The following is a 9,942-nucleotide window of genomic DNA, read 5'->3' on the forward strand; positions in this document are numbered from 1 at the left end:
TGTCCGCCCCCTCCACCCCGGACCAGCCAGGGGCTGGACCCAAGCTCGATGAACTGCGCGATGCGCAGTTCATCGAACGGCCAGGGTCAAGACCAGCGACGCTCCTGCCAGCCAAGACCGCAGCGCTGCGGGTTCCCCTGGCAACCCGCCCGTCGCCAGCTTGAGAGCCACCTCCATGGTCTTCCCACGGGCCCGTGGGAAGAACTGCGCAACGCGCAGTTCTTCCCCCTTCGGTCCAGGCCGTGCCTGGCGCGGGTCGAGGGGCGCGTAGCCCCCGCGGGGTCCGGGGCGGCGCCCCGGCGCGACGCTCCACAAAGAAACCTCACCGCGGACGTTCGACGCGGCGGGGAGACCTTTCGTTCGGGCTGAGGCGGCGGCCTCGTGTCATGCGCGGGCCCTCTCGTGGCAGAATCCCCGCCATGAGCGTCACCTTCCTCGTCGACGACGTCCCCCGCGCGACCGAGCCTCTCCCCACGCGCCGGCTCGCCGAGACCCACGGCGACGCGCTGACGTTCGGCGGGGACGCGGACCTCTCCGTGGTCGATCACGGCTCGACGCACGCGCTGCTCGGCGCCGTCCACCTCGCGTTCGCCGAGCACCGGCCGCTCGTGCTCTCGCCCGACGCCGTGTGGTTGACGATCGCGCAGGGCGTCGCGCAGCACGTCCGCCTCCACGCCGAACAGCTCCGGTCGCGGCTCGTCCGGCACACGGGCACGGCGCGGATCGAGGTCCCGCTGGAGGGCCCGATGCCGACCGACGCGGCGTCCTGGACCTCGATCGTCGGCGCCTTCCGGGAGCGCGTCGCGGATCAGGTCGGCGCCGGGCGCGCGCGGCTCTTCGAATGCGACTTTTCTACAAGCACGGAGGTCGATCGCATCGCGAGCCAGGTCGTCCTCCTCGACGCGTACGCGCCTTATTTCGATTATTACCTCGCCTGCATCTGCGGCATCCCGGAGATCACATTGCTCGGCACGCCCGCCGACTGGCAGCGAATTCGCGAACGCATCGACGTGATCGCGGAGCTCGATCTCGACTTCTGGGCCCGCTCCCTCGCGCCGATCTGCGACGAGCTCGTGCGCGCGGCCTCGGGGCAGCCGGATCTCGACTTCTGGCGCCGCATGTACAAGCCGCGGAAGGCGTATGGATGGGACGTCGTCACCGGCTGGATCGCGCGGCTTTACCCGTACACCGTGCGACAGGGCAGCGCGGCGGAGCGCAATTCCCTTCTGGACCTCCCCCTCGACGAACCCCAGGGCGGCAGCGACGACGAATGGTATGAGGGCCCGGGCATCCGGACCCACGAGGTGCTCGGCAGCCCGTCGACCGTGCGGATTCACGTGGTCGACTTCGTCCAGAACGAGCGCCACGTCGTCGCCCTCGACGGCGGCGTTACCGCGGTCTCGCAGGACGCGGAGGGCCGCCTCGCCCCCATCTCCGGCTGGGCCTTGCGTCGCAGCAGCCCCGCCATGGGCGAGATCCTCGATCGCATCCGCGCGGGGCATCGGTTCGTACCCGCGCGGGAGCGCGACGACCGCTTCTGGTACAACTTCAATGGCCCTGCCGATTTCATGGCCATGTACCATGCCTTCGAGGAGGCGACCTTGTTCGCCGAGACGACCCCCTGGCGGATCCTCCGGCCTGAAGAGCACCAAAGCGTCGTGTTCTCCTTGCCGTACGATCGCACGACGGACGTTCATCGTTTCCTCGACCTGCCCGACGGCACGTTCCTCGCGATGACGAGCGGTCGAAATGCGGTCCTGGTGCGTGGCCGGATCGACGCCGTCGAGCCGCCGCCTCCGGCCAAGGCGAAGGGAGACGCGTATGACGCCGAATCCGTCGAGACGCTTCCGCGGCAGCAGCGTTCGAGCCAGCCGTTCGAAGAGGTGACGATCCTTCGCCGGCCGCTCGCGGAGGTCTTGCTCCGCGCGCTCGACAGCGGCGGCGCCACGGATCTGCCCGAGGACGGTCGATTGCGCGACGTGCTCGCGGAATGGTACTTCGAGCCCCCGCCGCCGCCCCGGGAGCGCAAGAAACCGGGGCGGCGTTAGCCCGAGGCCTTCAGGGCGGAAACACGAAATGCGCGGGCCCCGCGACGCCGGGCGCGGGGTCCTTCTGGTAGACGCCGAGGCACGCGCGGCGCTCGTCCGTCCAGCCATTCTTGGGGGACGCTGCCTGGACGAGCGCGGCGAGCGCGATCCTGCGGAGCCTCCCGTCGGATTGCTCCCGCAACGCCGCCTCCACGCGGCCCGGATGCACGCTCCCGCGCACCACGTCGAAGGCGGCCTCCAGCACCTCGTGGTAGAGCCAATCCTTCTTCGAAAGCTCGATCAGCGCAGCGCTGAGCTCCTTCGCGTCCCACAGGCGCGCGCCGAGCGAAATGTAGTGCGGCGCCGTCCAGGGGTTTTCCGCGAGCGCAGCGACGAACTCGGTCGCGACCCGCACGTGCATCGCCGATGCATACGCGCCGAGGTGCGACCTGATCACGGGCAGGAAGGCGAGGAGGTGCTGGCCGAGCGGCAAGAGCTCCTTCAATCGACCCGAGACAGCGCTCACCTCGGACATCGTCATCCGCTGCAGGACCGCCGCGAGCGCGTGCGCTGCCTCGTCGTGTGATGCCGCGCCGAGGTGCACGAGCAAGCGCTGGAAGAGCGAGCGCTTCGAATCACGCAGCGGCAAATGGGCGGCGCGCTTCAAGAGATCGATCCGCGCCTCCGGCTCCGCGCGGCCGAGGATCGTCGACAAAAGCGCGACGACCCGCTCCTCCGCCTCGGTCGAGAGGCGGCCGAGCGGGATATCGGCGAGCTTCGACGCGACGATCCAGTCCGGGTCCTGCACGGCCTTCTCGAAGATGGCCCAGGTCTCCGCCTTTTCGAGGTGATCCCACAACGCCCGGAGGAGCGCGATCCGCACGTCTCGGTGCGTCCCAGGCTTGTCGAGGCGCAGGAGCTCCTGATACGCGTCGTCGCCGCCCAATTCGCCAAGCAGCCGGACGACCTCCTTCGCGACCGTGACCTTGTTCGTGGGGACCGCACGAAGCTCCGCGAGGACCTCTTCCCGCCGAAGCTCCGAAAAGACCTTGCGGAGCGCATAAATCGCCCAGCGCGCCCGAGCGTCGCCGAGCGCCTCGATGAGCACGGGCACGCCCTGCCGCGCGTCGAGCCACGGGAGCCCACGAATCGCCATTTCGCGCACCGGCTGGCGAGGATCCGAGGCGAACGGGAGGATCGACGTCGCGTCCGCGAATGCGAGGCGCACGAGCGCGCCGAGGGCGAACCGCAACGTCGGGACGTCACGCGCCTCGTCCTTCAGGATCGACACGAGCGCGTCTGCATACGTGCGCTGCTGGTTCGCCGTCCACCGCCCATGGCCGACCTCGAAGGGAAGGAGCCAGCTCGTGCGGCCCGTGGCGAACCGGCCTTTCATCGGCTGCGCCGAGAGCAGCGCGGGGCTCAAGAGATCCTGCCTCCGGAGGCTCACGTACCGGGCGACCGCGGGAAGGAGCACAAAACTCTCGTCGTCGCGGAGGAGCTCGGGGACGAGGCGCGTGAAGCGGCGCCGGTCGTGCGCGTCGAGCAATCCCAGGGCCGCGGCGGAGACGCCCGCGAACGGAAGCTCGCGCGCGAGCTTCTCCAATGCGTCGAGCAGCGGAGTCACGGCGCCGAGCCGCACGCCGAGGCTCTGCGCGAGGGAGATGATGGCGCCCGCGCGCTCCTGCGTGGCCCAGGCCGCGGCGAGCTGCGCGAGGGCAGGGGAGAGCCGCTCGGCGTCCTTTCGGGTGAGCCCGGCCCCGAGCCCCCACGTGGAGACCGAGCCACGCGCGGCGAAGAGCCGCGTGAGCCATTGCGCGCCCCAGGTGCCGTCGACACGGAAGAGGAGAACGACGAGGCGCTCGACGGCGGAAGCGGTGGCCGGCGAGAGATCCGCGGCGTCGAGGGCATCCTGCAAGACGGCGCCGACCGCGTCGAGGTGCTCGGGGCCAAACGTGGCAACACGAAGCGCGCCGAGCGCTTCGAGCATGCTCCTCCGGACCGGGTCCTGCTCGAACTTGCGCGCCTTGATGTTCGCGATCGCGTCGCCGAGCGCGGGCTTGTCGTGGCGGACGCTCGAAAGGAGGATCGATTGCGCCCGCGCGCGTTCTTCGCCCTCCGGATGGCCGAGCCACGGGGCGAGCGCCTGCTTCGCCTCGGCAAAGGAGAGCAAGCCGGCGTAGACGAGCCGTTGCTCGGGCTTCGAGGTGAGCGCCGGGCACCACTCGAGGTGGCGCTTCGCCTCGCGCTCGCGCAGATCCCGCGGGAGCCAATCGAGGACCTGCACGGGGATCGTCCCGTTCGACGCCTGCGCGGCGCGCGACCAGCGATCGAACGCCCTCTCGCGGACCTTCTCCTCCTCCGCGGACTCGGCCTTGAAATACCGAAACAGAAATGCGCCGAACGCGCCGCAGCTTCCCTGGAGGAACGCGCGGAGGACGGCCTTTTGATCGTCGGTGGAGATCCGGAGGAACCAGCGAAGGCCCTGCTTGCCGTCGCCGAGCGTGCTCCACGCGTGGCGAAGGAGGTAATCAAGGCGCTCGGCGCCGAGGTGTTTCGCGACCTTGTCGAAACGGACGACGCCGAACGCGCCCGGCGCGTGGGTCGGCCGGCCGCTCTCGTGGCGCGCCTTCAAGAGGTCGAAGGTCTCCCGCGGGCGCGCGCGGACGAGGGCGCCGAGCGCCTGCGCAAGGTGGCTCGGCTGCTCGCCACGGTCGAAGAGCGCCTGCACGAGCTTCAGCGTGACGTCCGGGGCGCGCCGCGCGAGGCCCGGGAGCTCGGCGAAGAGGCGATGGCGCTGCCGCGGATCGACGGTTTGGCTGCGCTCCAGATCCGCGAGGAACCAGGCCGCGGCGAAGCGCGCGTGCCGCGAACAGAGGCGCCTCCAGGCGACGGGGCCGCCGCCGTCGACGAGGCGTTTCATGAGGCCCGAGACGAAGGTCTCCGTGCCGAGCGGCAGGAGGTCGATGACGAGCCGCTCCTCGCCCTCTTTCAGGCGGGCCGCGAGAAACGCGTCGACGGGCGCGCTTCGCCTCTTATGGACGAGCCCGACGAGCGTGCGGTAGAGGATCTGCTTTTCGACGATCACGTCGAGGGCGCGCGTGACAAGCGTATCGTCGCAGAAGACGGCCACCATGCAGCTCGCCCGGCGGCGAACCGTGCGCGAGGCGTCGGAGAGGCCGGCGACGATCCGGGCCGCGTCGCGGCTCCCGAACACGGACCAGAGCCCGAGGACACGCTCGTAGATCTCGGGGCTCTGGTGCAGCTCGGCGAGCGTCGCTCGGGCATCCATGTCCCCCTGGGCCGCCTTCCGTCCGACCTCGATAACGCGGCGGATGCGCTTGTTGTTCGTGAGGGGCTCGATCTCGGCGAGGAGCGTGGCTTTCGTCATCGACATCGTGGCGGCGATGATACGGAATTCCCTGGAGGCGCCAAGATTCCCTCGGCAGCCGCGCACGCGAAATCGTCCGGCGCCACGGCGCCTCTGGTCCGCGCGCACATGATCCCCTATAGAGGGTCGCCATGCTGACCCGCGTCAAGGGATGGCTCGCGGATAGGCGCGCCCCGCTGCTCGTCGCGCTCCTCGCGATCCTCCTGCTCCTGCCCACGCTCGGGGCCGGGGCGATGATGGACGATCACGCGCACCGGATGGCGTATCATCCGACGTTCACGCGGCCCGGGGGGCCCCGCGGGGACTGGGATCTCTTCCGCTTCCTCGAAGACGATCCCGTCGCGTTCCGCTCCCTCCAGGAGAGCGGGATATGGCCCTGGTGGGCCGTCGCCGGCTCGAAGCTCGCGTTCCTCCGCCCGCTCCCGTCGCTCTGGCACGCGCTCGATTACCGCGTTTGGCCGAACGCGTATTGGTTCATGCACGCCGAGAGCATCCTCGTCTTCGCGGCGACGGCCTTTTTCGCGGCGCACCTCTATCGAAGGCTCTTCGGCGCCACGGTCGCCGCGGGCCTCGCCGCGCTGATCTTCGCGGTCGACGACACGCATGCGATGGTCGTCGCGTGGATCGCCAATCGCCACGCGATCCTCTCGACCCTCTTCGCCGTGCTCACGCTCCTCGCGCACGATCGCGCCCGTCGGGACGGCTGGAAGCCGGGCGTCTACCTCGCGCCGCTCGCGCTGTTCGGGGCCATGTTCTCCGGCGAGAGCGGGCTCGGCGCGCTCGCGTATCTCTTCGCCTACGCCCTCTTCCTCGATCGAGCGCCGCTGCGCGCCCGCGCGGCCGCGCTCGTCCCGCACGCCGGCGTCGCGCTCCTCTGGTTCGCCGCGTACAAGCTCGGCAAGTATGGCGCGGCGGGCGGCGTGTTCTACATCGACCCGCTGACACAAACGGGGGAATACCTCCACGCCGTGGCGACGCGGCTCCCCGTTCTCCTCGCCGGGCAGATGGCCGCGCCGCCCGCCGACGTGTGGATGCTCTGGCCGCAGAGCGAGACACGGACCCTCGTCTCGATTTGCCTCCTCGTGCTGCTCGCCCTGGGGGGCGGGATCTTCGCCGTGCTGCGCCGCGATCGGAATGCCGGATTTTTCACCGTCGGCATGACGCTCTCCCTGCTCCCGACCTGCGCGGTTTGGCCGGGCGACAGGCTCTTGCTCTTCGCGGGGATCGGGGGCTCGGGGCTCGTCGCGTCGATGCTCGTGGCCTCGCGCGAGCACCTCGGGCGGGCGGCGCGTGTGTACGTGGGCGCCGTGGCCGGGGTCCTCGTGCTCTTCCACCTCGTGCTCGCGCCCCTCTTGCTGCCGCTGCGGGCGTGGTCGACGGGCGAGATGCTCCACGGGTACACGGAGCGGGCGATCACGAGCATGCCGAAGTTCGATGCGACCGCGCCGCAGACGCTCGTGGTGGTGAGCTCGCCCGACAGCATCATCGCGAACACCGCCATCGCGGCGCGGATCAACGCGAATGAGGCGATGCCTTCGCCGCTGCGGGTGCTCTCGACGGTGCAGCGCGGGACGCTGAAGGTCGGCCGCGTGGACGCGCGCACGCTGTCGGTGACGCTCTCGGACGGCCATTTCATGGAGCCGACAGCGACCGTGTTCCGTGATCCGGAGAAGGCGCCGCTGCGCGTCGGGGATCGGGTCGATGTCGGGAGCATGGTGGCGGAGGTCGTGACGCTGACGCCGGACGGCAAATTGCCTGCGCAGATCGATTTTCATTTCGATCGGTCGCTGGAAGATCCGTCGATGGTGTGGGTCGTCTGGGAAAAGACCCGCTTCGTGCCGTTCGAGGTGCCGAAGGTCGGCGAGACGCGCGAGCTCCCGGTGGTGCCGTACCAGACGGCCATGGGCGGGTGATCTACCAGCGAGCGCGTAGCTCCTCGGCCCAGCCGTAGAGGCCGTCGACGCGTACGCGCGCGCCGCTGTCGTCACGCACGTCGCCAGAGAAACGACCGAAGCACTGGTGGATCTCCGCGCCGGCCACGACGAGCGGCACCTTCGTCTGTTTCTCGTGCGTCGGCAGGAAGTCGAGCCGCACCCGATCGGAGCCTTTCGAGGTGATCCGCCAAGGCTTGCGAACATCGCGGCGGTCGTACTCGAACCGGACATCCTCGTGGATCTTGTGGAGCCGGCCGTCGAGGCAGACGCCATTTTCGGTCGCCCCCGTCCCGTCGGTCCACTTCCCGCCGAATTGCAGGCCGACGACCCGCCCCTCGACGACCCCCGACGCCGAAGCCCAGTTCCAGACCGTGTGCGCGGGCCAGACGCCGCGACCAAAATCGAGGCAGCCGAAGGCCTGCTCCTCCGGGCCCATCGTCTGCGCGACGCCGTCCACGCGGATGGTCCCAGTCGCCGGGAGCGTGTTTTGCTTCGAGGTGAACTGGAACAACGCCTCGCTCCACGGCACCACGACATTGAGCGTCTCGTGCCCGGGCGGCCGGGCCACGAGCACGTCGGCCTCGACCAAGCGCCCGCGGCTCTGAAACCGCGTGACGAGGCGCGTGCCGCCGCGCTCCTCGCGAAACGCGAGCCGGAGCCCGAGCCTTTCGAACACGATATCGGCCCCGCCGACCGTGTCGGGCAGGGAAAACCCGAGCGCGAGCGGGACCGGGACAACCTTTTCGAGCTCGCGGCCGGTCTCCCGATCGAGCAGCAGCGCGCTCGCCATGCCGAGGTAGTCGAAGTCGGCATACGTGAGCGCAAGCGCGCCGCCGTTCCAGGTGACGCACCAGTACTCCCAGCGCTTCCGCCGCCCCCACGGGCCGCGCAGCTCACATCGATGCAGGGGCCTGCGCGACCAGCCCTTCGCGTCGGGATTCAGCCGCCCCCCCGGCGTGCAGAGGGCCACGGCGCCGTCGAGCTCACGAGAATTTCCGCCCATCCGGAGAGCCTCCACAGATTTTCCCATGGATTTTCTAGCTTGTAAAGAGGCACGCGAGGTGGCCATATCCCCGGGCCGTCAGGCATCCACCCGGAAGGTCAGCCCATGTCATCACAATTCAGGCCCGAGGTTTATGCCATCGATTTCGGCACCACCAACTCGCTGCTCGCCGCAGCGAACGCGACGTCGACCTGTCCCCCGATCCCCCTCGACGACGCCGCATCCGACCCGACCATCCTGCGCAGCCTGCTCTTTTTCGGGCAGAACCAGTTCTCCTGCGGCGCCGTGGCCATCCGCGACTTCGTCGCAAGCGGCATGCAGGGCCGGCTCATCCGCTCGATCAAGAAATTCCTCCCCGACCGCGGCTTCTCCGGCACGCAGATCGGCCACCGCGTCGTCACCATCGAGGATCTGATCGGCCGCTTCCTACGAATCATGCGCGACCACGCGAACCGCCATTTCGACGCCGAGGTCGATCGCGTGGTGCTGGGGAGGCCAGCCATGTTCTCGCTCGATCCCGTGGAGGACCAGCTCGCCCAGGACCGGCTCGAACGCGCCGCACAAAGCGCAGGTTTCTCCGAGGTCACCTTCTGCCCCGAGCCCGTCGCCGCAGCCCACGATTTCGAGCTCGGGCTCGATCGTCCCATGACCGTGCTCGTCGCCGATTTCGGCGGCGGGACCTCGGACTACACCGTCGTACGGATGCGGCCAGAAGGCTTCGCCGCATCGGACGTCCTCTCGCTCGGAGGCGTCTCCGTGGCCGGCGACGCGCTCGACGGGAGCCTGATGCGCCACAAAATCGCGCGCCATTTCGGCGCAGAAGTCACCTACCAGGTGCCCCTCGGCAAGAACCTGCTCACGATGCCCCGCGGGATCATGGAAAAACTCTGCTCGCCAGCAGACATGGCCGTTCTCCAGCACCGGGACATGCTCGCATTCCTGCGAGACGTGCAAGCCTGGTCGCTCGGGGGGGACGACCAGAAACGGATGGACCAGCTCCTCTGTCTGGTCGAAGACGCCCTCGCCTTCCAGGTGTTCGAGGCCATCGAGCACAGCAAATGCGCGCTCTCGGAGGCAACGAAGACCCAATTCGTCTTCGACTACCCAACGATGAACATCCACGAATGGATCACCCGCGACGAATTCGAAGCAGGCGCCGAGCGCTCCGTAGACGCCATCCTGCGTTCCCTCGACCGGACACTCGAATCCGCAGGACTCGGATTCGAGGCCATCGACGTGGTCTGTTGCACCGGCGGAACAGCACGTGTCCCGCGGCTCGCCCGCGCCCTCGAAGAACGATTCGGAGCAGGGAAGCTCCGCAAGCTGCGGAGCTTTCACTCCGTCGTGCAGGGGCTCGCCGAGCGGGCGCGAAGGATCGCGCGTGGGCTCGATTGAGGCATCGTCTGTTCGTGAAGCGTCGCGCCGGGGCGCTGCCCCGGACCCCGCGGGGGGCTGTCCGCCCCCTCGACCCGAACCAGGGCCAGCCCTGGACCATTTGGGGAAGAACTGCGCGATGCGCAGTTCTTCCCACAGGCCGTTCGTTGCCGGCTGAACCGTCAGCGCTGCCGTCTTGGCTGGCGGGGTCGC

Annotated in this window: 5 protein-coding genes; 3 read left to right on the plus strand and 2 right to left on the minus strand. The window is 69.2% G+C overall.

The genetic code is table 11. The annotated features are described in order from the left end of the window. The first annotated feature begins 419 nt into the window (after positions 1–419). Entirely contained in the window at positions 420–2,048 is a 1,629-nt protein-coding gene (locus tag E8A74_RS50980) for a DUF4419 domain-containing protein (protein WP_170230017.1), read from the plus strand. A gap of 10 nt (positions 2,049–2,058) precedes the next feature. On the opposite strand, the gene E8A74_RS50985 is transcribed toward E8A74_RS50980, so the two are convergent. Beyond that, on the minus strand, positions 2,059–5,424 hold the full coding sequence (locus tag E8A74_RS50985; RefSeq protein WP_232380115.1) for a hypothetical protein: 3,366 nt from the start codon (positions 5,422–5,424) through the stop codon (positions 2,059–2,061). A 125-nt stretch (positions 5,425–5,549) separates the two neighbouring features. Between E8A74_RS50985 and E8A74_RS50990 the strand changes: the two genes are divergently transcribed. Further along, positions 5,550–7,331, plus strand: coding sequence for a hypothetical protein (locus E8A74_RS50990; RefSeq protein ID WP_136936470.1), 1,782 nt, complete (start codon positions 5,550–5,552; stop codon positions 7,329–7,331). A gap of 1 nt (position 7,332) precedes the next feature. On the opposite strand, the gene E8A74_RS50995 is transcribed toward E8A74_RS50990, so the two are convergent. Then, positions 7,333–8,355 carry a DUF2804 domain-containing protein gene (locus E8A74_RS50995; RefSeq protein ID WP_136936471.1) on the minus strand — a complete coding sequence of 341 codons (1,023 nt, stop codon included), beginning with the start codon at positions 8,353–8,355 and terminating at the stop codon, positions 7,333–7,335. Between the two features lie 105 nt (positions 8,356–8,460). On the opposite strand from E8A74_RS50995, the gene E8A74_RS51000 reads away from it, so the two are divergent. Next, positions 8,461–9,750, plus strand: a complete 1,290-nt coding sequence (locus tag E8A74_RS51000) for an Hsp70 family protein (protein ID WP_136936472.1) — start codon at positions 8,461–8,463, stop codon at positions 9,748–9,750. Positions 9,751–9,942 lie beyond the last annotated feature (192 nt).

Origin of the sequence: Polyangium fumosum, from assembly GCF_005144585.1 — a bacterium.
GTDB lineage: Bacteria > Myxococcota_A > Polyangia > Polyangiales > Polyangiaceae > Polyangium > Polyangium fumosum.

Coding starts and splice junctions, on each gene's coding strand:
- E8A74_RS50980 (WP_170230017.1), top strand. CDS start 420: ATGAGCGTCACCTTCCTCGTCGACGACGTCCCCCGCGCGACCGAGCCT.
- E8A74_RS50985 (WP_232380115.1), bottom strand. CDS start 5,424: ATGTCGATGACGAAAGCCACGCTCCTCGCCGAGATCGAGCCCCTCACG.
- E8A74_RS50990 (WP_136936470.1), top strand. CDS start 5,550: ATGCTGACCCGCGTCAAGGGATGGCTCGCGGATAGGCGCGCCCCGCTG.
- E8A74_RS50995 (WP_136936471.1), bottom strand. CDS start 8,355: ATGGGCGGAAATTCTCGTGAGCTCGACGGCGCCGTGGCCCTCTGCACG.
- E8A74_RS51000 (WP_136936472.1), top strand. CDS start 8,461: ATGTCATCACAATTCAGGCCCGAGGTTTATGCCATCGATTTCGGCACC.